Genomic DNA, 23,658 nt, shown 5'->3' with positions numbered 1-23,658 from the left:
ACTCCTATAGTCCGTAGGCCTGCCGCAGCAGGGTGATGGGGTGGGTGGGCTGCGCCTCACCCTCGGCCAGGCTGGCCAGATGGGTGGCGGCCATGGGGCAGTCGCTCACCAGGTGGTCCCCCTGCAACTGGTCCAGCTTTCGTACCACTGGCCGGGCTATTTTCACCGCGTTGGCATGGGTTTCTTCCTTGACCGCGTAGGTGCCGTCGTGACCTGAGCATCGCTCGATGGCGGTTACCTCACTGCCCGGGATCAGGCTGAGCACCTCCCTGGTTTTCATGCCGATGCGCTGCACCCGCTGGTGGCAGGCCACCTGATAGGCAACCTTGCCCAGGGGTCTGGGGAAATCGGTGTCGAGCAGCCCAGCCTTGTGGCGCATGGCCAGATACTCAAATGGGTCGAAAAAGGCGCGTTGTACCCGTGCCAGGGAGTGATTTTCCGGGAACATCAACGGAAGTTCCTGTTTGAACATCAGCACGCAGGAGGGGACAGGTGCGATGATGTCGAACCCCTCGTCCACCATCTCAGTCAGCACGGGCAGGCTCTTCTCCATCAGGGCCTGAACCGACTCCAGATCCCCCAGTTCCAGCTTGGGCATGCCACAGCAGAGGTTGCCCGGCACCAGTTCGATGTGGATGCCATTGTGCTGAAACACCTTGTAGAGATCCTCACCCAGATGAGGGGCGTTGAAGTTGCCGTAACAGGTGGAGAACAGGGCCACCTTGCCGGTGGTTTCTCCGGCTGGCACAGGCTCCAGTACCTCCTGCAGCGGACGGGTTCTGTGGCGAATGGTTTTGCTGTGGTATTTGGGCAACGGGGCCTGATGGTGAACTCCCAGAGCGGATTCCAACTGGTTGCGAAAGCTTGCGGTGTTGTTGAGGGCATTAACTATGGAATCCACCCCGGGCAAAGACGCGAGCCGGCCGACGGTGGTGGTACTGGTGAGCAGTTTGTCCCTGAAGCGGGCGCCGCTTTCGTGAAACTTGACCGCCTTGGCTCTGAGCATCAGGTGGGGGAAATCGATGTTCCACTCATGGGGGGGCACATAGGGGCACTTGGTCAGGTAGCAGAGATCGCACAGGTAGCAGTGATCCACCACCTGGGCGTAATCGGCCTTGTCGACACCATCCACCTCCATGGTGTCCGACTCATCCACCAGATCAAACAGGGTAGGGAAGGAGTGGCACAGGCTGACACAGCGCCTGCAGCCGTGACAGACGTCGAACACCCTCTCCAATTCCTGGTTGAGGGCGTCTCTGTCGTAAAACTCCGGCTTGCGCCACTCCAGAGGGTGGCGCGTGGGAGCTTCCAGACTTCCTTCCCGATGGGCCATGGTGCCGCTCCCTGTCAGTCGTCCAGGTTATCCAGGGCTTTCTGGAATCGGTTGGCGTGGCTGCGTTCCGCCTTTGCCAGGGTCTCGAACCAGTCGGCGACCTCATCAAATCCCTCATCCCGGGCGGTCTTCGCCATGCCCGGATACATGTCGGTGTACTCATGGGTTTCACCGGCGATGGCGGCCTTGAGGTTGTCTGATGTCCCGCCGATGGGCAGCCCGGTGGCGGGGTCGCCCACCTCCTCAAGATACTCCAGGTGTCCATGGGCGTGGCCGGTTTCCCCTTCGGCGGTGGAACGGAACACCGCTGCCACGTCGTTGTAGCCTTCCACGTCGGCCTTGGCGGCGAAGTAGAGGTAGCGACGGTTGGCTTGGGACTCGCCGGCGAAGGCGTCTTTCAGGTTCTGTTCGGTTTTTGATCCTTTCAGTGACATCTGCTGATCCTCATGGTTGAGATAGGGACGCCGGACGCGCAAAGGGCGCGGCCATATCAAGAAAAGGTAGTTAAGGGAAAATCGTTACACCAACGAATAATGATGGAATAAATAGATTGGATATATCGTAGAACTGGATGATCTGACTGTTGTGGGCGTTGGCAGGAAGAAAAAGACAAATAAGAAGAGAGGGTTAAGGCGGGAGTTTGTCCCCCCGCCTTAGCATCGCTGGCCTTGTTACTTGGACAGAGGCTCTACGAAGGTGACCGCCATATCCCAAGGCTGTTCAATCCAGGTGTCCTGAGGAATGTCCACCACATAGTCGTCGACCAGGTGCTTACCTGCGGGCTTGGCGCATACGGTGACAAACTTGGCTTTGGGGTAGAGTTCGCGAATCACTTCGGCGGTGCCACCGGTGTCCACCAGATCATCAATGACGATGAAGCCTTCGCCATCACCCGGGGCCTTTTTCAGGATGGTCAGATCCCTTTGGTGGTTGTGGTCATAGCTGGAGATGCACACGGTATCGACGTGGCGGATGCCCAGTTCACGGGCAAGAATGGCGGAGGGTACAAGTCCACCTCGGCTGACGGCGATGATCCCCTTCCACTGGTCAGCGGGTAGCAGGCGCTCGGCCAGCTGGCGGGAGTACATCTGCATGTTGTCCCAGGTAATGATGAACTTGTTACTCATGATCCAATAACCTCGATAAGACAGCGAAGAGCGTCGCTGAAAACACTTATGAAAATTTATTGGGCGGCGATTCTATCCAAAACCTTGTGACGGGAACAGGGAAATTTTGCCCCATTTGGGAAAAAGATGACGCAGAACAATGGCGGAGGTGAGGAAGGAGTCAAATGACGGGCAGGAATACGCTTCGGCGCAGTATTGCCGATGGTTTCATTGGGCGCCGGAGCTCATTTGAGGCCGGCGCCAGCCTGCAAGAAACTCAGTCGATGGCCAGGTGGTGGTTACCGTGGCACTTCTTCGCCTTCAGGTAGGACTCGTTACCTGGCTTCATGTGCACCGAGGTGTTGACCATGGATTCCACTTCGATGCCATAGTCGGTCAGCTGCTTAACTTTGCGGGGGTTGTTGGTGATCAGGCGGATGCGGTCGATGCCCATCGCCTTGAGCATGCCTGCAGCCTCGGCAAAGTCACGCTGGTCTTCACCGAAACCCAGTTTAACGTTGGCTTCGTAGGTGTTCAGACCGGTGTCCTGCAGGGCATAAGCATCCAGCTTGTTGTACAAGCCGATGCCGCGGCCTTCCTGGCGCAGGTACAGCAACACACCGCCGGACACGTGCAGGCGCTCAATGGCTTCATTGAGCTGTTCGCCACAGTCGCAGCGGGAGGAGTGGAAAACGTCTCCGGTCAGGCACTCGGAGTGCATCCGTACCAGGGGGGCGCCGCTGGCGGGACCGGTTCCGGCGAAGCGCATGGCGACATGCTCCTTGCCTGATTCCAGGCCGTGAAATGAGCTGAGCTCCGCTTCCACCTGTGACCTGCCCACTTTCAGTGGAACCGTTTGCCTAACCTTAATCATCTGTGACTCTCCAACTCTCAAATCCGAAATCACGGCCAAATGCCGCCGTGAACCCCCGTCAGGCCCTGCCGAGAGGGGCCGACAGAGTACCAACGGGTCTGGCAAAAGACAATAATATCCGGGTCCGCAGCTCAAGAATTGGGAGCTGGTACGCGAGTTGGAACGCAAACCTAGATGATCTGCCTGCATATTGGCGGTTTGCAGAGTGGAATGACTGGTCCCTGGGTGTTGTTGAGATGTTAATTTTGCTGGTGTTTTATGAAAGTCAGGGATGAAGGGACGCATCGCAGGGGTAAATTTCGGTTTGTCAGGGGGATGTCGGGGAGCACGGCTCGGTGTCGACCTGGCCGGTGAGCCTCTGCCCATGCTGTTGGCGAGAGCCGCCCCATCAATGCCGCTACTCCCCATCAGGGCAATGAGCGGCGCCTGCCTCTAGAGAGGGAAAGTAAGGTCACCTCAGAGTTCAGACGCCGGTTTGAGTTCAGCGCCCCTTTAACTGGGGCCACAGAGAGGGGAAGCCCCAGCCGTCCACACCCGGGATGACCGGCTCTCCGGTCAGGTACTCATACAGGGTGGGGGCCAGTGAGCCATTGATGGCAGTCGGTACCCGGGCTTCAGCTTCGATGGGGGCTCCCCAGAACCCCAGGAAGGCATCCTTCTCCAGGTAGTGTTCACCGGCATGACGTCCGGGCACCAGGGTGTTGTAGCCCACCCCTTCGGCGGGGAACAGGTTGATGGTACCGGCTCTGTCCTCATCGTAGAGGTGAGCCAGTTGGTTCACCGAGTCCGGCCTTGGGGTCAGCCGGGTCAACTGCTGCCACTGAGTGCTGGTGCACCATTGTTCAGGTTCAGTGAGCGGGGCATCCAGACAGGCGGTCAACAATCGGGCTTTCTCCTGCTGGTGCGCCGGATCCAGGGGCGCTTCCCAGGGGTTGGATTCATTCAACTGAAGCAGCACCGGTGCGGTTCTGGCGTCGGCACTGCGATAGTGCAACCTGTCCCCATGACGTTGAATCAGTTCATCCCGACGCTGCCCATCCCGCTGGGCCACCAGCCTCAGGGTGCACATCTCGGTGGTGCAGGGGGTCTCCCTCACCGCCAGATAGTCCAGACTGGAGGCGAGCCGGGTGGTCAGTTCAGCAATGAGATCCACTCTGCTGCCCTCGGGCGCCTGACTGGGTTGCCACTGGGTCAGCTCCCGATACAGGGGCTGGGTCTGCCAGCCGCTGTGAGAGTTAAACAGGTCCAGCATAAAGTTGCCGCCAGCGGTGGAGGCGATAACCAGGTCCAGATCCTGACTGCTGGGAAAGTGGTGGGCGTTGGTGATCTTCGGACCTTCCCCCTCATCTGAGGAGATCTTCCTGATCTTCAGTGGATAACCCAGCTTTTGTTGCAGCGGTTCAAGCGCCTGCTCCTGGGGATTGACCGCCCAGTAGATTGGGGTCAGGCCGTGGTCCCCTGCCATCCCCCACAGAGTACGCTGGCTGATGCCGGCCTGACGGTAGTAACCGTCGTACTCGCCTAGCCAGTAATCCAGGCGGTTCAGCTCTCCGGTGGGGGCGATGATCTCGTCACTGAAGGGTCCCTTGAAGTGGGCAAAATGATCCGGCCAGGGGTTGTAGATCAGCAGGTAATCCGGCATCCCCTGTTCGGACAGTTGCGCCAGTTGCTCAATTTTCTGTTCCAGGTGACGTTTCTGAGAGGCTTTGCTCAGGGGCAGCAGCCAGCTGGTGGCCTGGTAGTCGGCAATCAGGCTCAGCAGTTCGGTTCGGGCCGATTGCAGCTGCGGGTGCACCTTGGCGCGACGGGCCAGTTCTCTGGCACAGCGGCGCTCACCAAAGTCCCGCACCACTTCACCCAGGCCCAGATTGACCAGGGCGTCATAGCCCACCTGACTGTTCCAGTCATACTGAGCGTTGCAACTCATGGTTTTCAGGTGATCCAGCCGGTCAAACATGGTTTTGGCGCCGTGCTGCTCAAACAGCCGCTCCAACTGCAGGGCGTCGTTGCCGTAGAAGTAGTAGGCCCGGTCCTGGAGTCGGTCGACGAAGTGGAAATTGGGGATGCCGGTGCCACCGTTGCCGGCGACATCGGCGCCGGTTTTGATGATGGGCAGGTTGCGTACGCTGATGGTGGGTGTGGTGGACACTCCGTGCTGAACGATCCCCTGAGGCTGGGCATAGAGGGTCCTGAAAAAGGGCAGGTAGTGCTCATCCTGTTGTGGCGCCTCAACCAGCTGGGTCAGGTAGGTGAGCTGCTGCTGATGCTCCGGCCTGGCGGCTCTCTCGCCTTTTGGCTTCAGGTTTTCCCGGTTGTGGTGTTGGGCCAGGGCCTGACTCAGGAAGGGGGAGTGCTCGGGGGCGACCAGGGCGGCCATCAGTCCCTGCTGCAGGCCGTCCACGGTCACCTGTACCGCAAACCGGCGTTGGTCTCGGCTGGTCAGGTAGTCCACCAACGCCTTGGGGTTCTGGTCAAGCTGCTTAGTCATCCAGTTGGCCTGAGCCTCAGCCCGGCTCTCCTCCCAGACAAACTGGCGGTAGCTCTTCAGCACGTTGTAGCGAACGAAGTCGATCAGGGTGATGGTGATCGCCTCCGCCTTGTTGTTCAGCTTACCCGCCTGCTCCGGCGCATTGTCGGCGATGACCTCCCTGACGGCGTTTTTGAACTCTCCGGGCTCCATGCCCGCCTCGACCCGTTCCAGCAGGCCAATCACCAGAGGCTGAATACGGGCGATAAGCGCCTGGTCGGCGTCGGATTCACCCAGGTAGCGGTAGTGGTCCGGAAGGTGACGCCCCAATACCCACTCGTCGTTGTTGAACAGGGCGTCGTACATGGACACCAAGGTGGCGATGAACTGGTCGTCAATCAGCGGCTTGGCTTCGGTCTTGTCATTATCAGCCCCCGGGGTTTCCAGGGTAAACAGAGAGTGCTGGTACTGGCTCAGCTGAGCCGTGGAGTAGTGCTTCAGCAGATGTTGCTTGAACTGGTCTTCGCCGTCATAGCCGCCATAACGCTCCTTGAACATGTAGAGGAAGTGTCCCAGTTGGATGGCGTACATGGGGTTGGCCAGGCGCTTGATCACCCGGGTCTTGGTGGCACCGTCCAGCGGCAGAGTCAGGATGTAGGCATCCAACGTGGTGCCGCCTATGGTAAACAGGGCGGCATCCCGGGAGGCGGTCACCGCCAGGGTGCCGGCGCTCAGGATCTCCTCTTTCAGCACCTGGGAAGCGTGGTAGGCACCGCCGAGGCCGGGGATCTGACTGACTGGGTTGGCGGCCACAGATGCGCTGAGCATCAGGGACGCTATGAGCGCCGACTTCATGAAAACATCCTGATTTTTTCGAGAGATAACTCCACAGAGTACCCAAAGAAGCAGGGTGTGTCATGGACTAGTCCTTTTGCCACGACAGGGCTGGATTACGCCCAAACGGGGGATGCCGCCGTCATGTGGGCCGGCGTTATCCTCGGTGCAGATTGGGCTGAGTTGGAGGAAGTGATGCGAAGAAGAACTCTGATTCTCGGCCTGTTGTTGTGGCTTGTACCTGTTTCGGCGATGGCTGCCGAGATAGAGCTGGACGGACTGCTGATTGATCGCACCGTCACCCGCTTTGGCCGGGACTTTCTCTATTACTACGCCGGATATTGGCGCGATCTGCCTGGCACCCAGGGGTTTACCGTCACCGTACATGAAACGGTCTATCCCCAGGCGGGCACCAAGTTGTGGATCACCGTCAACCAGGAACAGGTCTACATCACCTATTTCGGTCGCCGCTACAACAACATCAAGGAGCGGGCCGATGACGCCATGCGCACCACCATAGATCACGTGGCGCGGGTCAAGGCCAACATCATTCTGGGACAGAAGGATGAGCCCTGGTAGGGCTTGTCATGGGAGGCACCATGAGAAAAGCAATCTTGCTGCTGGCGATCAGCTTGCCGACGGCGGCGACCCAGTTAACTTATCAGCCGGTTAACCCCAGCTTCGGCGGAAACCCCCTCAATGGCTCGTTTCTGCTCGGTAAAGCTCAGTCGCAGAACGACCACACCAAGCCCTACGAGGAGGCCAGCTTCGTTGAGCAGTTTCAGGATGCTCTGGAACGCAATCTGCTCTACAGCCTCACCAGTGACATCACTCGAGGTGACTTTACCGCCGGGACCTACAATACCGGTGAGTATGTCATCGATGTGCGGGATGATGACCCCAACAACATCCATGTGTTGATTACCGACCTGGCTACCGGCGAGATCACCGAGATCGTTCTGCCTAAGTTGAGCTACTGATGAAACGTATCCTGATTCTGGCCGGTTTGCTGATGCTCAGCGGCTGCGCGGCCATGGGTAAGCCTGAGCTTTTCGTTGAACCTGCCCGCATCGACCCGGTGAGCGAAGCGATGCTTCAAATGCAGCAGGACCCGGCGCCTCAGTATCCCATTCCAGTGGCAGTGTACGCGTTTCGGGACCAGACCGGCCAGTATAAGCCTCAGGCCAATGTCAGCTCCTTCTCCACGGCGGTCACCCAGGGTGCCACCTCCATGTTGGTTCAGACTCTGCTCGAAAGTACCTGGTTTGACCCCGTGGAGCGGGAGGGGCTGCAGAACTTGTTGACCGAGCGCAAGATCATTCGTCAGCGTCTGGGTGATCAGGCCGATGCCATGGGCACTCTGGCCGACGCCAGGCTGTTGTTTGAAGGGGGCATCACCGCCTATGACACCGACATCGAAACCGGCGGCATCGGCATGGAATATTACGGCATTGGCGCCTCAGAGATGTATCGCAAGGATCAGGTCACCCTCTATCTTCGTGCCGTGGATGTGATGACGGGGAAGGTGCTGATCTCGGTCTCCTCTACTAAGCAGATCTTCTCCCAGGAGCTGCGGGCGGGATTCTTCCGTTATGTCAGCCTGAACCGACTGGCGGAAGCGGAAGGTGGATACAGCACCAACGAGCCGGTGCAGCTGTGTGTGCGCCAAGCGATGGAGGCGGCGGTGATCGCCATTGTGGAGAAGGGCATAGCAAAAGGTTATTGGAGTGCGGGATAGTGTCCCCGATACCGCACGACGGCCACTTCGGTGGCCGTTTTTTTTATTGCCAGAAACTCGTTGTCTCAAGGGGATGGGATTTGTTTTTAATCCCTTTGTTTCCATGGTGGGACTAGTCCTATCGCGTCGATTAGCCTTAACGTTCTAGCCTGCCCGGACTGACAAAAAACCTTTAAAAATCAGGTGAAAAGCATTTTTGAATTATGCCTGTATGGGTGATTCCTTCCTCCCGGCCTTCCCCCATAAGATGAACTTGCCTGTGATAACAGGGGAACGGCATGAAGCACTTACTCATATTGATTCTGATGGTATGGCTACCGGCCCAGGCGCTGGAGTTGTCTCTGCCACTGCAGAGATTGATCGAGCAGCCCACCGTGGCCCAGCTGATGGATCAGACCATAGGAAATGTCGCCGTTGTCCGCCAACAGGGGATCGCCAACGAAGCACAGCTGTTTCAGGGCGGCGGTCTAGCCAACCTGGTGGTGCTCACCCAACAAGGGTGGATGCAGAAAGCCACCGTCAGCCAACAGGGCAGCAGCAACGTCGCCCTGATGGCCCAGGAGGGCAACCACAACCAGGCCAGCATTGCCCAGGAAGGGCTGGGAAATCTGGCGATCACCCATCAGGCGACGGACAACAGTGCCATCGGCATACATCAGGTGGGGCATTACAACCGGGCGGTGGTCAATGACTTCTCCCGAGGCGGTGACCCACTCTCACGGCAAATTAATCAAACCGGCAGTTTTCGCACGGTAACAATCAACCACTACTGAAGTGGTGAAGGAGTAGATGATGAAACGTGGATTCAACCTATCAATCATTACCTTGGCCCTGTTGGGTGTAGGTTTTTGCGCCAATGCCACTGATGAAGTGACAGTTGACCAGCACGGTATTCAGAACAGCGCCGAATATCGGAGTTGGGGCGACAATAGCGCGAACTTCTCGCAGAAAGGTGATTACAACGTCATTAAGGCTGCAGACGTGCAGAGCATAAATAACGACCTGCAGTATTCTCAAAATGGGGTGAATAACTCCATTGTTCAGGCCGATTTCGTAGAGAAAGCGGATGGACACCAAATTAAAATGGATCAAAAGGGATTTGATAACCGCATTCGCTTTAACCTCGGTAACGAAGCGGTCACTGGCAGTGATTTTGATATGGTTCTGAGGCAAAGAAGTGTTGAGGGGGCAGGTCACCTGATCAAGTTGGAGATGGATGGGAACTCCGAGACCGTGCGCGCCAAGCAGACCTCAGGCATTGGCCCTGATGCGACCGGCCATAGGGTTAGCATGACGACTTTTGCCTCCAATTTTAATGAGTACAAGGTTAAGCAATATGGTTCAGGTGATAGCTTTACTTACCTGGGTGAACAAACCAACAATACTTTGGTAGAGGCTAAGCAGAAAGGTCGTGATAACCGCATGTCTGCCCACCTGGTGGATGTTGAAAGCAGTGATGTCCAAATGGATCAGCATGGTCAGCGAAACGCCAGTGTCTTGAATTTGACCGGAAACGGCCATGCGATGGATGCCAAAGTGGGCTTGAACCAGCATGGTCAGGACAACGTCCTCAAGGCAAATATTTCTTTGGCAAAATCCTCATCTGTCGAAGCGGCGCAACATGGTCAGAATAATAGACTCGTCGCCGATGTAACCAAGGTTAAGCAGAGTGACATCAGTGCCGAACAGCATGGTCATAACAACGGTGCCAAACTGAACCTCTATGGACCTGACTTTAAGCGTGCTGAGGTGAACGCCGCGCAATTTGGTAATGGGAACTGGCTCAATGCTGATGTGACTAATGCTTTAAAATCCAGTGTCAATTCAGAACAACGCGGCCATGAAAACCGGCTGACCTTCTCCGTTAATGGCGTAGAAAAGAGCGATATAGACAGCCTGCAGAAGGGACATGAAAACAGGGCAACCTTCAATCTTCATGGTCCAACCTTCAAGAAAGCTGACGTATCGACCACGCAGCAAGGCGACGAACACCGGTTGACCGCGGACATCACCAACGCCGAACGCTCCAGGTTGGTGGCTGAGCAGTTTGGTCAGAGTCATAACCTGGATCTGGATGTGGATGGAATTCAGAGCAGCAAGATTAAAAGCGATCAGCGCGGTGACGGCCACTATGCCAAGTTGTGGGTGCATGGTGAAGGTGAAAGTCTGAAGATGGTGACTCGCCAGAGAGGGGAAGGTCAGCGCCTGAACGTCGATGTTACTGATGTCGAGCAAGCTGATATTCGCACAATGCAGAAGGGTGAACAGAACCAAGCGACTCTCGATCTGAATGGTAAAGGCAGGGGCACAGATGTAGATCTGTTCCAGAAGGGCGGCATGAACACCATCAATCTTCTTTCTACATCCGCGAATCTGTTGGCTGAGTTTGACCAGCGTGGAGAAGGGAACCGGATCGATATTGAGACCAACTCAGTGTTCTATGGTAACTACCTCAATGTTGAGCAGAAAGGAACTGGTAACCGCCTCTCTGGTGAGCAGAAGTGGGGCCGTAACCAACTGACCACCAGTCAGCATGGTGAAGGTAACGTCATCACCTTCCGTCAGACCTCCAATGACAATGTTGCTAACTTCGCGCAACAGGGCACAGGCAACGTCATCTCCATCAGTCAATTCTGATAGGCTTGTTCCCTGAGGTTTGCCCCCGCTTTCGGGCGGGGGCTTTTTATTGTTGAGTCGAGGCCAGTTTTCCAACCAGCTCTGCACGGGTGTGAGTTTCGGTCTTACGAAAGACGGAGGCCAGATGGGCTTTTACTGTGTATTCACTGATGAACAGCTGGCGGGCGATCTCTTTGTTGCTGGAGCCCAGCGCCACCAGGCGAACAATCCCAATTTCCCGCTCGGTCAGTTTATCCATGCTGCGACCATCGGACGGGCTTTGGTGCTGCTGGTGCTCCTTTATCAGCTCACTCAGGGCCTGCTCCATGTGGATGCGCTTAAACCACAGGTTACCCTGAAGCATGGTCTGGATGCCGGTAAGGGATTGCTCCAGTTTGCTTCCGTGATACAGGACGCCGCGCAAACCGTGATGGATAAGGTTGATGGGGTTGTAGTGAAGTTCACTGGCGTCATAGATGGCGACCAGATGATGACTGAGCAGATCCTCTAACCAACCGGGCAGGCTGCCGTTGATCTTAGGCAGCAATTGGGCGGCCACTAAAAACAGGATGGGATCACTGCACTGACCGTAAACGGTGAGCTCCTGTTCTCGGGTCAGCTCCACCACCTGACATTCAAGCCCCTTACACAAAGCAGGCAGGGGCGAATGCAATTTATCCGGGCGATAAAAACAGATGCATTTCACGGGCTTTTCCATGGCAACTCCTTTGCACTAAATATGCGTGAAACCACAGGGGGGGGATACAACTCTATAACATCTTGGTGAGGGGGCTTTGATGAAAGTCAATAATTGAATGCAAAATGAACAAAGCTAATATTTATAAATAAGGGTGATGGGTTAATAATTTTGTTAAGTTATTGATTGTGTTCGACTTGCTGAATATGAAACGACAAATTTTAGTTTGAAGCTTATATTCGGCAGAGAATTCAATCTTTCAGTGGCTTATTGGAACCATAACTCAGATTGGTATTTAACCTTGTTCATCAAATTTTCCTAGCGGGAAAAGTAGAGCTTTCGTATTACAAAATAATAGATCACCACATTGATGGTTAGGGCAATGAAGCCAAACATCATCTGTAGATCCAGAGTGACGCCCTGAGGGTAGATAATGGGCAGCAGGTAGTGTTCGATGAAGCCACCACTGTAGCCTTGGTCTCCGGCGGCAGAGCGTAGGAAGTTCTCCAGTGGGGTCAGGGGACAGATCCATCCCATGAACCCGACGACTATGGCCCAGATGGCGGCAGGAAGGTGCAGCCAGAGTATCCAGCGCTGCCATAGCCCCAACAGGGCGCCAAACAGGGCGAACAGGATAAACGTCATGTGAATCACCAGCACGGCGTTTGCCGCTAGATGATAGATCATCATTACTTCCCGTGGCTTAACATCCACACCATCCTACTGCTGCTGTCCGGAGTTTGTACACCGTTCATTGATTTGCCTGTGATCCTATCAATGGCTCGATAGAATCGAGTTATTTCTTCTTCACAGTTTTCTGACCCAGCGCAAACTCTGCATATGAAACATTGAAATCTGGATTAATTGGTACTCCCATCACTTTGAACTAGGGTTAAGGCTTCTTTGTCTCCTGGCAGAGGTGGCCATGAGTGTTCGTGTCGGAATTTCACAAAAGCCTCCAGCGTTATTGGACCTTCAAACCTCCATCGAGCGTGCCGTAGAAACTATTGAGGAAGCGGCAGCATCCGGGACCCGCCTGCTGCTGTTTCCTGAGGCCTACCTGCCCGGCTATCCGACCTGGATATGGCGCCTGCGCCCCGGTGGAGATATGGCGCTGGGAAACCGTATCCACAGTCAGCTGAGGCAAAACGCCGTTGATATTGGCGCCGGTGATCTGGACCCAATACGCAAGGCCGCCGCCAAGAACAACATGGTGGTGGTGATGGGAATGAATGAACTGGATGCAGAATTCAGTGGTTCAACCCTGTTCAACACCGTCGTCATTATTGATGCCGACGGCACCCTAGTGAATCGTCACCGCAAATTGATGCCCACCAACCCAGAGCGGATGGTGTGGGGCTGCGGCGATGCCAGTGGTCTTAAGGTGGTGCAGACGGCCGTGGGGCGGATTGGCTGCCTGATCTGCTGGGAGAGCTACATGCCCCTGGCGCGCTTCGCCCTCTATGCCCAGGGAATGGACATCTACCTGGCCCCTACCTGGGATTGTGGCGAAACCTGGCACGCCTCGATGAATCACATTGCCAGAGAGGGCGGATGCTGGGTGATGAGCACTGCCACGGCCATTGAGGGCCGAGATGTTCCACAGGAGTTTCCCGAGCGTGACCGGCTGTTTAAGGATGATGAGTGGATCAACAGTGGCGACGCCGTCATCGTCAAGCCGTTCGGCGGGGCTCATGCCGGGCCACTGCATCGTGAAAAGGGCATTCTCTACGCCGACATCGACATTCAGGCCGCGGCCGACTCCCGCAAGGCACTGGATGTCAGCGGTCACTACCACCGTCCCGACCTGTTTCATCTGGAGGTCGACAGGCGAAGCCAGCCCTCCTTGTCACTGCGGGATGATGAATAGCCTCTAAATATCGCCGTTAACCGCCTGTTTCAGGGCGTGGCCATATTCGGAAAACATCGACAGGGTATTGTGGCCAGCGCCCTCGATCTCCCGGCTCCATTGCAGGCTGGGGGTGAGGGCCTCCATCAGTGCCTGGGTTCGTTTCATTGGAATCACCTCATCCTCGGCGGCGATCACCACATAGCTTGGGGCGTCAATCCTGGAGGCCAGCAGGTCTGAGCGGTAGGGGTCTTTCATCAGCAGAGACAGGGGAAACATCCAGTAGAGATCCCGGGCAACCGCCAGGGCACTGTCAAAGGGGGTGACCAGAACGACCCTGTCCACCGGCCGGTTTGCCGCCACCTGCACGGCGACGCTGGCGCCCAGGCTTCGGCCGACAACGGTGACCTTAGGGTGGGTTTGGTTCAATTGATCAAACAGGTACAGGGCATCGCTGACAATCCCCGATTCGGTAGGGGTTCCCTCGCTGTTGCCATAGCCCCGATAGGGAATCAGGTAGACACTGTGGTGGGGAAACCAGAGACGAAACTGCGTCAGGTTCTGCTCAATCTGCTCGCCATTGCCGCCAAAGTAGAGCAGGGCATTCTCCCGGTCCGGATTGGCCAGCCAGCCACGAAGGGTGATCTCCTGATGCTGAAAGCTGACCGCATGCGCCCCTTTGATTGGCAGAGGCGGAGTCGGGAAGTACTGCATCCTGCGCTGCAGCAGGAACAGCCCCAGGCAGAGCAGCAGATATCCCAGCCCCAGATAGAGCAACATTTGCTTCATTGCACAGCCCCCGTTTCCATACTGCCTCTACCTTAACAGACAGACGGCACTCCGAGGGAGGGATCAGTCGGTATGCGCCTTGATCAGGGGCAGGATCTCCTTGAAGTGCTCATTCAGCGAGGTGGCCATCAGTTCATAGAGGCACATCTCCACGGTGGTGATACCCGCGCCCAGGCTTCGGCATTTGTCGATGGCCACCTGGGTATCCACAGGGTGGCGCGAGGAGATGGCGTCGACGACCACTTCCGCTTCGAACCCTGCATCCAGCAGTCCCATGGTGGTCTGATAGACACAGATGTGGGACTCGATGCCGCACACCAGCCATTGACGGCGGTCGGTATCCAGCAATGTTTGCTCGATCATTTCATGTTGAATGCCGTTGAAGCTGGTTTTGCGTTTGGGCTCTTCAAACAGCTGCTGCTGCAACTCATCCACCGTGGGGCCCAACCCTTTGGGATACTGCTCCAGGGTGATCACCGGCATCTCCAGGATCTCCGCCGCCTGAATCATCAATCTGGCGTTGGCGATCACCTTGTCGCTGTCCACCACCTGGCGGGCCAGCGACCCCTGAATATCCACCACCAATAATCCACATCTCGATTGCTCAAGCATCTTGGCCTCCTTGTACAAAAGTGGTGTTTGTTGCCCTAAGTATGGTTGCAAATGAGTGACCTGTCGGGTTGATGCGTGACTTGAGCGCACTCACAACAATAGTTGCAATATGAGATTGAGAATCGTTATCATTTGGTTAATTGAATGAATCAAACGGTTTGCAACTGCCGAAATGGAGGAGGCCTGCGTCTATGGATGCACTAGCCAGACAGATTCGCCGGGCCACCGAGCCTGATAACCATGGTCTCATCGAGTGTTGGCTGGAGCAGGCGCCCTGCCGTCATCTGAAAGAGGCTTGCGGGCGCTGTGACTGCTGCCCAGCCACTGGCGAGAGGCCTGCCTGAATCAGATCTACCGGCCACTGTTTCAGCTAAAGCGGTTGGCCAGCAGCGAACGGGAACAGCTGCATGTCCAGGCTCTGCAGCGGGAATTGACCATTACTACCCGCTTTTTCCAGCCAACCTTCTACGTTTATCAGAACTAGTGTGACACCACATAAGGAGATCACATGGCGTCTATGCGCATCGAAAAAGACAGCATGGGAGAACTCCAGGTGCCGAAAGAGGCGCTCTATGGAGCCCAGACACAGCGAGCGGTGAACAACTTCCCCATCAGCGGCAGGAGTATGCCCGAGTCCTTTATTCGGGCGCTGCTCAAGGCCAAGACCGCCGCCGCCCGGGCCAATGGCCAGCTGGGGCAGCTTCCGGTGCCGGTGGCCGACGCCATCGTTCAGGCCAGCAATGAGTTGCAGCGCGACTCGGCGTTGATGAGTCACTTCCCGGTGGACATCTTCCAGACCGGCTCGGGCACCAGCTCCAACATGAATGCCAACGAGGTGCTGGCTACCCTGGCCAGTCGTATCCTGGGGGAGTCGGTCAGCCCCAATGATCACATCAACTGTGGCCAGAGCAGCAACGACATCATCCCCTCCACCATCCACATCAGCGCCAGCATCGAGGTGAGTGACACCCTGCTGCCGGCGCTGCGTCATCTGGTCGAAGAGATCCGCACCAAGGCGGTCAAGGTCGAGGGCTTTATCAAGACCGGCCGCACCCACCTGATGGACGCCATGCCGGTGAGTCTGGGGCAAAGCCTCTTCAGCTGGGCCAGTCAGCTGGAGCAGAACATCGAGCGACTGGAACTGGCGTTGTCTGCCATGCAGGCCCTGGCTCAGGGGGGCACCGCCGTGGGCACCGGCATCAACGCCCACCCCGAATTCGCCGCCCGTTTCTGCCAGGCGCTCAATGATGACACCGGCATGGCGTTTCGTCCGGCGGACAACTTCTTCAGCCACATCGGTTCACAGGACGGGGCGGTGGCGCTTTCCGGCCAGCTGAAGGCCACCGCAGTATCCATCATGAAGGTGGCCAACGATCTGCGCTGGATGAACTCAGGCCCGCTGGCGGGTCTGGGAGAGATTGAGCTGGAGGCGCTTCAGCCCGGTTCCTCCATCATGCCGGGTAAGGTCAACCCCGTGGTGCCGGAAGCCGCGGCGATGGTGGCCGCCCAGGTGATGGGCAACGACACCGCCATCACCGTCGGCGGTCAGTCCGGCAACTTCGAGCTCAATGTGATGTTGCCGATGATTGCCCACAACCTGCTGGAGAGCATCGGCTTGCTGGCCAGCGTCAGCTGGTTGCTGGCGGACAAGGCCATCGCCAGCTTCAAGGTCAATGAAGCCAAGCTCAAGGAGGCGCTGGCCAGAAACCCCATCCTGGTGACCGCCCTAAACCCCATCATCGGTTATCTCAAGGCCGCAGAGATCGCCAAGCTGGCCTACAAGGAGGGGCGCCCCATCATCGAGGTGGCCGCAGAGCACACCGACCTGTCCGTCGAGGAGCTGACTCAGCTGCTCGACCCCACCAAGCTGACGCGCGGCGGCCTGTAAGCCGGGTCCCGCCTGAGGGCGGGACTCATCCAAGAGAGCGCCGGACACGTATCTCTTTTCAATAGCAAAAACAACAAAGCACCTTTTAATGACACGGAGAATCACTATGACAAATCGAATTCTGGCTGCTGTCGCATTGATGCTGGGTATCAGCTTTGGCACCAACGCCTCTGAGTGCGAACTCAGCCTGGAGGCCAATGACATGATGCAGTACGACAGCAAGCTGCTGAGTGTGCCCGCCAGTTGCAAGGAGGTGAGCATCACCCTGACCCACACCGGTACCCTTCCTGCCCAGGCCATGGGCCATAACCTGGTGATCACCGACACCGTCAATGTGCAAGCAGTGGGCACCGATGGCATGGCGGCCGGTTTCGACAACAACTATGTGAAGCCTGGTGACGAGCGGGTGTATGCAGCCTCCAAGGTGATTGGTGGTGGTGAGTCCGTCATCTTGAGTTTCAGCACCGAAAAGCTGACCGCGGGTGGCGATTACTCCTTCTTCTGCAGTTTCCCCGGTCACTGGGCCATCATGCAGGGTAAGTTTGAGTTTAAATAAACCCGCACGGTGAACAAGCAGACATTAAGGGGCAAATAGACTGCCCCTTATTATTTTGTTGCTATTGAAAGTCACCACTCTAATTGGATAATTGGTTAGACCAAATGGTGATCACGGTCTGTTTTTTACGCAATTCATAAACATAAACTATTGATTTGTTGTTTTCAGAGTGTGTTAATTAAAGTCCGCCTGAACAGTTGAAGGCATCGGCAATGAAAAACAATCAGCTGTTCATAAATTATTCTTTCTGATTGTAAATGGCCTGAAAAAGCGGAACCCTTGGTTCTGGACCACTCAGTTTCTCCCTTGTGTTTCTGAGTGAATTAAAAGCGGGTTGATAAGGAGCGCAACCTGGTGCTGGTGAGCGCCGACCTTGATGGGGTGCAGATTTGACAGGGCTTTGCGGCCATCTCCTGATCGCTGGGATAGAGCTATAAGGCGCTGAAATGGACCGATAACGGTTCAGTAATGGTGATGGTTAATAAATGAATGCTGCAGAATAAAAGCATCTTATATTTCCTGCGCTTCAAACCGGAAATAGAGTTTGTTTTGTTAACTTATTGGTGAGCATTTAAATATTTTCGATCAAGTCAATGTGGCCGAGTCATAATCGATGTCAGTTCATTGCGCTGGGTGCAATTGGCTGATCGTGACATTTGAAATTTCACTCCCTGCAATAGGTGCTTTAGGTCATAACTTTTAATAAAAGTTGTGAGATCTGTGTCGCCTTTATTTCTGAACTTGATTTAAAGCAAATTTCCTGTGTGCGCTTTTCTCTATATTCCCCGCCGCTTTTTAAGAACTATGTCTCACGGTAATCGAAAACAGCAAAACCAGAGCGATTAACTCTGTTGTCGATAGCCGTTAACAAGGAACGCAACTCCCTATGACTGCTACCACCTATCAAGCCGGTGAAATCCAGGGGCTGATTGAGATCGACGCTTCCAAGTGCAAAGGCTGTGACGCCTGCAAGAAGTTCTGTCCCACTCAGGCCATTGTTGGTGCCTCCGGCGCTGCCCACTCCATCGATAAGGATCGTTGCCTGAGCTGCGGCCAGTGCATGATCAACTGCCCCTTCGGTGCCATCAAAGAGACCCACAGCGCGCTGGACACGGTGATCCGCAAGCTGGCGGACAAAGACACCACTGTGGTGGGCATCATCGCGCCTGCGGTTCGCGTTGCCATCGGCGAAGAGTTTGGCCTGGGCACCGGCGAGCTGGTGACCGGCAAGCTGTACGGCGCCATGAACAAGGCGGGCTTTAAGATCTTCGACTGTAACTTCGCCGCCGACCTCACCATCATGGAGGAGGGCAGTGAGTTCATCCACCGCCTGCACGCCACCGTCAAGGGCGAGGAGCACGCCGGCGCCCTGCCTCAGTTCACCTCCTGCTGCCCCGCCTGGGTGCGCTACCTGGAAGGCAACTTCCCGTCGCTGCTGCCTCATCTGTCCACCGCCAAGTCGCCTCAGCAGATGGCCGGTACCGTGGCCAAGACCTACGGCGCCAAGGTGTACGACATGCAGCCGGAGAAGATTTTCACCATCGCCGTGATGCCCTGCACCGCCAAGAAGGTGGAGGCCTCCCGTCCCGAGTTCAACTCCGCCTGGCACTACAACCATGAGCATGGCTCTCACGCCGCCGAGTACCCGGATGTGGACGCGGTGCTGACCACCCGCGAGATGGCTCAGCTGCTCAAACTGCTGAAGATCGATCTGGCCACCACCCCGGCCTACGAAGGCGACAGCCTGTTTGCCCAGTACACCGGCGCCGGCACCATCTTCGGCACCACAGGTGGCGTAATGGAAGCGGCCCTGCGTACCGCCCACAAGGTGCTGACCGACACCGAGATGGCCAAGCTGGACCTGGAGCCAGTGCGTGGCCTCGAAGGCGTTAAGGAAGCCGATGTCACCCTGTTCGACAAACAGTTGGGCCAGGAGGTCACCGTGAAAGTGGCGGTGGTTCATGACATGGGCAACAACATCGAACCCATTCTGCGTGACGTGGCGGCGGGCACCTCTCCCTACCACTTCATCGAGGTGATGAACTGCGCCGGCGGCTGTGTAAACGGCGGCGGTCAGCCCGTACAGGGCAGCGGTTCATCCTGGATTGGCAACATCGGATAAGGAGACTCTCATGACCAAGAAGACCCATCTGTTCGCCGAAGACAGCTTCTTCCTGTCTCGTCGCAAGTTCATGGCCGTGGGCGCCGCCTTCGTTGCCGCCATGGCCATCCCCGTGGGCTGGTTTGCCAACAAGCTGGCTCGTCGCAACGACTACATCAAGGCCCGCAGCGCCGGCCTGTACCAGGACGACGCCATCGCCAAGGTGCGCGTCAGCCACCGCAACCCGGCCATCGAGAAGTACTACAGCGACTTCGGCGGCGAGCCTCTGGGGCACATCTCCCACGAGCTGCTGCACACCCACTTCGTTGACCGCACCAAGCTGAGCTAAGGGAGAGACGACAATGCATCATGACCAACATGACATGAGGCCCATCCTCAAGCACCCCCTGAACGTGCGGGTGTTTCACTACATCCTGCTGATGAGCTTCCTGCCTCTGGCGGCCACCGGCCTGCTGTTGTTCTTCAAGCCGCTGACCGACCAGGGCATGCAGCTGACCTACAACATCCACATCATCGCCGGTGTGGTGATGACCCTGGATGCCGTAGCCTTCACCGTGATGGCGTTCGACCGGGTGGTGCTGTTCGTGGCCCGGGTGTTCAGCCTGTCTGAGCGCGACGTGAAGTGGTTTATGGTTCTGGGCGGTTACCCGCAGAAGTTCCTGTTTGGCAAGAAGGTGCCCGTGCCACCGATGAACAAGTACAACTCCGGCCAGAAGCTGTTCGGTGCCTGTGTGCTGGTTGGCGGTACCGCACTGATCCTCTCCGGCCTGGTGCTGTGGCTGATCCCCCACGCCGCCCCTCGCGACCTGGTGTGGCTGCTGGGCATGGCTCACCTGGCCAGCGGCCTGCTGCTGACAGCCTTCCTGCCGGTTCACCTGTTCCTGGCGGTGTACCGCTTCGACGACTTCAAGGCGATGATGATCCACGGCAACGTGCCCTATCACGACGCGGCGGAGTACACCCCACTGTGGGTGGAGCAGGAGATCGCCCCGGTGGCCACCAGCGGTGACGAACTGGCCCGCAAGTAAGCCCTTGCTTACCCCTTAACTCAAACACAAGCAGCCCTCGCAAGGGGGCTGCTTTTAACGTCTGAAAACCCGACTTGGACCCGACATGAGCACACATCACCATCCACTGAAGCAGCCTGTCTACGATCCTCAAACCAGTTTCATCTACGACGATGGCCTGTGGGCCATCATCGACCAGTGCGCCAACCCCAGCATCGAGCAGGTGAGGGCGGTGCTGGAGAAGGCCCGCCAATGCCAAGGGCTGACCCTGGAGGAGACCGCGGTTCTGCTGCAGAACACCCACCCGGAACTGGATGAGGAACTGTTTGCGGTGGCCAGGGAGATCAAGGACACCATCTACGGCAACCGCATCGTGCTGTTTGCCCCGCTGTACGTTTCCAACCACTGCGCCAACAGCTGCAGCTACTGTGGCTTCAATGCGGACAACCATCAGCTCAAGCGTAAGACCCTGAGCACCGACGAGCTGCGCCGGGAGGTGGAGATCCTCCAGGATATGGGCCACAAGCGAATTCTGGCGGTCTACGGCGAGCACCCGCGCAACAGCGTCAATGCCATTGTCGACAGCATCAAGACCATGTACGACGTTAAACATGGCGACGGCGGCGAGATTCGCCGCATCAACGTCAACTGCGCCCCCATGAGCGTGGAAGACTTCCGCGTGCTGAAGAGTGCGGCCATCGGCACCTACCAGTGCTTCCAGGAGACCTACCACAAGGCCACCTACGAGAAGGTCCACCTCAAGGGCAAGAAGAAGGGGTTCAACTACCGGCTCTACGCCATGCACCGCGCCATGGAAGCGGGCATCGACGACGTGGGCATCGGCGTGCTGTTTGGCCTCTACGACCACAGATTCGAGCTGCTGGCGATGCTGGCCCATGTGCAGGAGCTGGAGCAAAACTGCGGCGTCGGCCCTCACACCATCTCCTTCCCGCGCATCGAGCCCGCCCACGGCTCCGAGCTCAGTGAGCGCCCCCCCTATGAAGTGAATGACGACTGCTTCAAGCGCATCGTCGCCATCACCCGCCTGGCGGTGCCCTACACCGGTCTTATCATGAGCACCCGGGAGAGCGCCGAAATGCGCAAGGAGCTGCTGGAACTGGGCGTCTCCCAGATCAGCGCCGGCTCCAGCACCGCCCCCGGCGGCTACCAGAAAGCCCTGGAACGGCAGCATGACGCCGAGCAGTTCTCCCTGGGGGACCATCGCCCCATGGACGAGATCATCTATGAGCTGGTGACCGATTCTAAGTCTGTGCCCTCCTTCTGCACCGGCTGCTACCGCAAGGGGCGCACCGGCGACCACTTTATTGGCCTGGCCAAACAGCAGTTCATCGGCAAGTTCTGCCAGCCCAATGCCCTGATCACCTTCCGCGAGTACCTCAACGACTACGCCAGCGACCGTACCCGCGAAGCGGGCAACGCCCTGATCGAGTCGGAGCTGGCCAGCATGAGTCCGGCCCGGGAGCGTAACGTGCGCACCTGCCTGGCCAAGACCGACGGCGGCGAACGGGACATCTACCTGTGATGAGCGTTTCGCAACGGGGCGTGCGCCCCAGTCCCGGCCTGGACAGAGGCGCCCTGCTGGCGGCCCTGGAGGAGGCCAGCGAGGTGGTGCTGCACGCCGCCATCTACGACAACTTCGCCGGCTCGCCGGTGGAGGCGATGCTGCGTCGCCGCCTGGCTGACGGCAGCCTCAAGCGCCTGACCATACTGTCGGTGTTGCCGCCCAAGTGCTGGCGTCAGGAGTTCTCCCAGGTGCTGCGCCAGGGGATGACCCCGGGGCAGATCTCCCGGGTGTACGCCGCCTCGCGCCAGTGGTGCAACGATTTGTCTGAGGCGTTCCCCAATCAGGTGAAGTTAGTGCTCACCAGCGCCCTGCCGCTGCAGCCTCAGCTGCTGGTCGGGGACACCCTGTTTGTCGGCCACTATGCCCACAGCCCCGAGCCCGCCGCCCTGGGCCTGTGGCTGCAACTGGACGCCTGCGCCCTGGGCCTGGCGCCGGGCGACCTGATTCAGTGGTTCAACCTGGGCCAGGTGCCCCGGCAGAGTGACCCCTGGGCCATCGCCCTGGGCCGCTATGTTCAGGAGTGCATCGCCGCCGCCAAGGTGAGCCCCAGGGCCGGGGAGTGCCGTTCATGAGTCCGCCCCTGGCCGACCAGATGCCGCTTAACCGGCAACAGGTGCTGGAGCTGCTCGGCGGCAGCGACGACGACTGGCTGTTCAGCCGCGCCAGGCTGGCCACAGAGCTCGCCTTTGGCGATCAGGTGTTTATGCGCGGCATCGTCGAGTTCTCCAACCACTGCCGTAACGACTGCCACTACTGCGGCCTGCGCAGAGGCAACCGGGAGGTGGTGCGTTATCGTCTCAGCCACAATCAGATTCTTGAGGCGGCCGAGCAGGTGGCCAGCTTCGGCATGGGCACCCTGGTGCTGCAATCCGGTGACGACAGCAAGTTCCACTGTGATGACATCACCCAGCTGATTGCTCAGATCAAGGCCAAACACAAGCTGGCGATCACCCTGTCCCTGGGGGATCGCAGCCTGGAGGAGCTCAGAGCCTGGCGAGAGGCGGGGGCCGACCGCTACCTGCTGAAGATGGAAACCTTCAACCGCAGGCTGTTTGCCGAGTCCCGCCCCAAGGCCAACTTCGATGAGCGTCTGGACAGGCTTAAGGGGATTCAGGCCCTGGGCTATCAGACCGGCTGCGGCATCATCACCGATCTGCCGGGGATGACCGACGAGACCCTGGCCCAGGACATCATCGAATTGACCCGCCTCAAGCTGGACATGATCGCCTGCGGCCCCTTCGTGGCCCACCCCCAGACTCCCATGGCCCTCTCCGGCAACGGCTGTGTGCTCAAAAGCCACAGGGTCAGCGCCATACTGCGGCTGATGAATCCCGGCGCCAACATTCCGGCCACCAGTTCCCTGGAGGTGCTGGAGCCCGGCGGCCGCGCCCTGGCCCTGTTGCGGGGCTGCAACGTGGTGATGCCGTCGTTCACCCCACAGCATGTGTTTTCCAAGTACGACATCTACCCCGGTAAGAATGCCGCCAAGGCGTTTCTGCGCGAGCGGCTTGAGGTCGTGCGTAACCAGATAAGACAGCACGGCCTGGAGCCTTCCAGCGCCCGTGGTGATTCCAGGAGTCATTGA

At 57.5% G+C, this 23,658-nt stretch carries 24 protein-coding genes; 15 read left to right on the top strand and 9 right to left on the bottom strand.

The window, feature by feature from the left end; translation table 11 throughout:
• Positions 1-4: 4 nt before the first annotated feature.
• The 5 genes from ACN0RV_RS04115 to ACN0RV_RS04095 all read right to left on the bottom strand — a co-directional run bounded on the left by ACN0RV_RS04115 (position 5) and on the right by ACN0RV_RS04095 (position 6,635).
• On the bottom strand, positions 5-1,333 hold the full coding sequence (locus ACN0RV_RS04115; protein ID WP_417345825.1) for a heterodisulfide reductase-related iron-sulfur binding cluster: 1,329 nt from the start codon (positions 1,331-1,333) through the stop codon (positions 5-7).
• Positions 1,334-1,347: 14 nt separating this feature from the next.
• On the bottom strand, positions 1,348-1,767 hold the full coding sequence (locus tag ACN0RV_RS04110) for a rubrerythrin family protein (protein ID WP_028109453.1): 420 nt from the start codon (positions 1,765-1,767) through the stop codon (positions 1,348-1,350).
• A gap of 237 nt (positions 1,768-2,004) precedes the next feature.
• Positions 2,005-2,460 carry a xanthine phosphoribosyltransferase gene (gpt, locus tag ACN0RV_RS04105; RefSeq protein WP_286339970.1) on the bottom strand — a complete coding sequence of 152 codons (456 nt, stop codon included), beginning with the start codon at positions 2,458-2,460 and terminating at the stop codon, positions 2,005-2,007.
• Positions 2,461-2,716: 256 nt separating this feature from the next.
• Positions 2,717-3,313, bottom strand: coding sequence for a GTP cyclohydrolase II (locus ACN0RV_RS04100; protein ID WP_417345823.1), 597 nt, complete (start codon positions 3,311-3,313; stop codon positions 2,717-2,719).
• A 481-nt stretch (positions 3,314-3,794) separates the two neighbouring features.
• Positions 3,795-6,635, bottom strand: coding sequence for an alkaline phosphatase family protein (locus ACN0RV_RS04095; RefSeq protein ID WP_417345821.1), 2,841 nt, complete (start codon positions 6,633-6,635; stop codon positions 3,795-3,797).
• A 174-nt stretch (positions 6,636-6,809) separates the two neighbouring features.
• On the opposite strand from ACN0RV_RS04095, the gene ACN0RV_RS04090 reads away from it, so the two are divergent.
• The 5 genes from ACN0RV_RS04090 to ACN0RV_RS04070 all read left to right on the top strand — a co-directional run bounded on the left by ACN0RV_RS04090 (position 6,810) and on the right by ACN0RV_RS04070 (position 10,989).
• Positions 6,810-7,193: a curli production assembly/transport protein CsgE gene (locus tag ACN0RV_RS04090; protein WP_417345819.1), complete on the top strand. Its 384-nt coding sequence runs from the start codon at positions 6,810-6,812 to the stop codon at positions 7,191-7,193.
• A gap of 20 nt (positions 7,194-7,213) precedes the next feature.
• Entirely contained in the window at positions 7,214-7,594 is a 381-nt protein-coding gene (locus ACN0RV_RS04085) for a curli assembly protein CsgF (RefSeq protein ID WP_417345817.1), read from the top strand.
• A complete protein-coding gene (locus ACN0RV_RS04080; protein ID WP_417345815.1) occupies positions 7,594-8,352 on the top strand; it encodes a CsgG/HfaB family protein in 759 nt (252 codons plus the stop codon). The genes ACN0RV_RS04085 and ACN0RV_RS04080 overlap by 1 nt, the downstream gene beginning before the upstream one ends.
• Positions 8,353-8,630: 278 nt before the next feature.
• On the top strand, positions 8,631-9,125 hold the full coding sequence (locus tag ACN0RV_RS04075) for a hypothetical protein (RefSeq protein ID WP_417345813.1): 495 nt from the start codon (positions 8,631-8,633) through the stop codon (positions 9,123-9,125).
• A gap of 19 nt (positions 9,126-9,144) precedes the next feature.
• The gene (locus ACN0RV_RS04070; RefSeq protein ID WP_417345811.1) at positions 9,145-10,989 is read left to right on the top strand and encodes a hypothetical protein; all 1,845 of its coding nucleotides are present in this window, start codon (positions 9,145-9,147) and stop codon (positions 10,987-10,989) included.
• A 46-nt stretch (positions 10,990-11,035) separates the two neighbouring features.
• Here the strand turns inward: ACN0RV_RS04070 and ACN0RV_RS04065 are convergent, their stop codons facing one another.
• On the bottom strand, positions 11,036-11,686 hold the full coding sequence (locus ACN0RV_RS04065) for a helix-turn-helix domain-containing protein (RefSeq protein ID WP_417345809.1): 651 nt from the start codon (positions 11,684-11,686) through the stop codon (positions 11,036-11,038).
• A 297-nt stretch (positions 11,687-11,983) separates the two neighbouring features.
• The gene (locus ACN0RV_RS04060; protein WP_417345807.1) at positions 11,984-12,352 is read right to left on the bottom strand and encodes a DUF2784 domain-containing protein; all 369 of its coding nucleotides are present in this window, start codon (positions 12,350-12,352) and stop codon (positions 11,984-11,986) included.
• A 238-nt stretch (positions 12,353-12,590) separates the two neighbouring features.
• Between ACN0RV_RS04060 and ACN0RV_RS04055 the strand changes: the two genes are divergently transcribed.
• Positions 12,591-13,535 (top strand): carbon-nitrogen hydrolase family protein, encoded by a 945-nt coding sequence (locus tag ACN0RV_RS04055; RefSeq protein WP_417345805.1) that lies wholly within the window; start codon positions 12,591-12,593, stop codon positions 13,533-13,535.
• A 3-nt stretch (positions 13,536-13,538) separates the two neighbouring features.
• Here ACN0RV_RS04055 and ACN0RV_RS04050 read toward each other — a convergent pair whose 3' ends face one another.
• Both ACN0RV_RS04050 and ACN0RV_RS04045 read right to left on the bottom strand, forming a co-directional pair.
• Positions 13,539-14,303, bottom strand: a complete 765-nt coding sequence (locus tag ACN0RV_RS04050; protein ID WP_417345803.1) for an alpha/beta hydrolase — start codon at positions 14,301-14,303, stop codon at positions 13,539-13,541.
• 63 nt (positions 14,304-14,366) lie between these two features.
• Positions 14,367-14,915, bottom strand: coding sequence for an isochorismatase family protein (locus tag ACN0RV_RS04045; RefSeq protein ID WP_417345801.1), 549 nt, complete (start codon positions 14,913-14,915; stop codon positions 14,367-14,369).
• A gap of 191 nt (positions 14,916-15,106) precedes the next feature.
• Here ACN0RV_RS04045 and ACN0RV_RS04040 point away from each other — a divergent pair, with 191 nt between their 5' ends.
• From ACN0RV_RS04040 to hydE, 9 genes are all read left to right on the top strand, one after another.
• A complete protein-coding gene (locus tag ACN0RV_RS04040; protein WP_417345799.1) occupies positions 15,107-15,259 on the top strand; it encodes a hypothetical protein in 153 nt (50 codons plus the stop codon).
• A 164-nt stretch (positions 15,260-15,423) separates the two neighbouring features.
• The gene (locus ACN0RV_RS04035; RefSeq protein ID WP_417345797.1) at positions 15,424-16,803 is read left to right on the top strand and encodes a class II fumarate hydratase; all 1,380 of its coding nucleotides are present in this window, start codon (positions 15,424-15,426) and stop codon (positions 16,801-16,803) included.
• Positions 16,804-16,891: 88 nt separating this feature from the next.
• Positions 16,892-17,359: an azurin gene (azu, locus tag ACN0RV_RS04030; protein WP_417345795.1), complete on the top strand. Its 468-nt coding sequence runs from the start codon at positions 16,892-16,894 to the stop codon at positions 17,357-17,359.
• Positions 17,360-18,245: 886 nt separating this feature from the next.
• The gene (gene hydA / locus ACN0RV_RS04025; RefSeq protein ID WP_417345793.1) at positions 18,246-19,481 is read left to right on the top strand and encodes an iron hydrogenase large subunit HydA; all 1,236 of its coding nucleotides are present in this window, start codon (positions 18,246-18,248) and stop codon (positions 19,479-19,481) included.
• Positions 19,482-19,491: 10 nt separating this feature from the next.
• Positions 19,492-19,809 (top strand): iron hydrogenase small subunit HydB, encoded by a 318-nt coding sequence (gene hydB, locus ACN0RV_RS04020; protein WP_028109439.1) that lies wholly within the window; start codon positions 19,492-19,494, stop codon positions 19,807-19,809.
• A gap of 13 nt (positions 19,810-19,822) precedes the next feature.
• Positions 19,823-20,509: a cytochrome b/b6 domain-containing protein gene (locus ACN0RV_RS04015; RefSeq protein ID WP_417345791.1), complete on the top strand. Its 687-nt coding sequence runs from the start codon at positions 19,823-19,825 to the stop codon at positions 20,507-20,509.
• Positions 20,510-20,594: 85 nt separating this feature from the next.
• Positions 20,595-22,031, top strand: coding sequence for a [FeFe] hydrogenase H-cluster radical SAM maturase HydG (gene hydG / locus ACN0RV_RS04010; RefSeq protein WP_417345789.1), 1,437 nt, complete (start codon positions 20,595-20,597; stop codon positions 22,029-22,031).
• Positions 22,031-22,645, top strand: a complete 615-nt coding sequence (locus ACN0RV_RS04005; protein WP_417345787.1) for a hypothetical protein — start codon at positions 22,031-22,033, stop codon at positions 22,643-22,645. The genes hydG and ACN0RV_RS04005 overlap by 1 nt, the downstream gene beginning before the upstream one ends.
• Positions 22,642-23,658 (top strand): [FeFe] hydrogenase H-cluster radical SAM maturase HydE, encoded by a 1,017-nt coding sequence (gene hydE, locus ACN0RV_RS04000; RefSeq protein ID WP_417345785.1) that lies wholly within the window; start codon positions 22,642-22,644, stop codon positions 23,656-23,658. The genes ACN0RV_RS04005 and hydE overlap by 4 nt, the downstream gene beginning before the upstream one ends.

Origin of the sequence: Ferrimonas sp., from assembly GCF_048263965.1 — a bacterium.
In the GTDB taxonomy this organism is placed as follows: Bacteria; Pseudomonadota; Gammaproteobacteria; order Enterobacterales; family Shewanellaceae; genus Ferrimonas.
Note: the sequence above shows the minus strand (reverse complement) of the source record. Positions and strands in the feature narration are given on the sequence as shown.